A 326-nucleotide genomic window follows, 5' to 3' on the forward strand; every position below is an offset into this window, starting at 1 on the left:
GATCGGCCTGCAGGTGGGCACGTTGATGGGCGGCGCGGTGCTGACCGAGACCATCTTCTCCTGGCCCGGCATCGGCAAATGGCTGATCGACGCCATCGGCCGCCGCGACTACCCGGTGGTGCAGAACCTGTCTCTTATACACATCTGACGCTGCCGACGACAGCACGGAGGTGTGGGTGTGGGGGGGGGGGGGGGGGGGGGAGAGGGGGGGGGGGGGGGGGGGGGGGGGGGGGGGGGGGGGGGGGGGGGGGGGGGGGGGGGGGGGGGGGGGGGGGGGGGGGGGGGGGGGGGGGGGGGGGGGGGGGGGGGGGGGGGGGGGGGGGGGG

Annotated in this window: 1 pseudogene; it reads left to right on the plus strand. The window is 79.8% G+C overall.

The window, feature by feature from the left end:
- A pseudogene (locus JHD59_RS22455) lies at positions 1–127 on the plus strand (ABC transporter permease subunit); the annotation flags it as partial.
- Positions 128–326 lie beyond the last annotated feature (199 nt).

Source organism: Chromobacterium sp. ASV23 (assembly GCF_016428945.1).
In the GTDB taxonomy this organism is placed as follows: Bacteria; Pseudomonadota; Gammaproteobacteria; order Burkholderiales; family Chromobacteriaceae; genus Chromobacterium; species Chromobacterium sinusclupearum.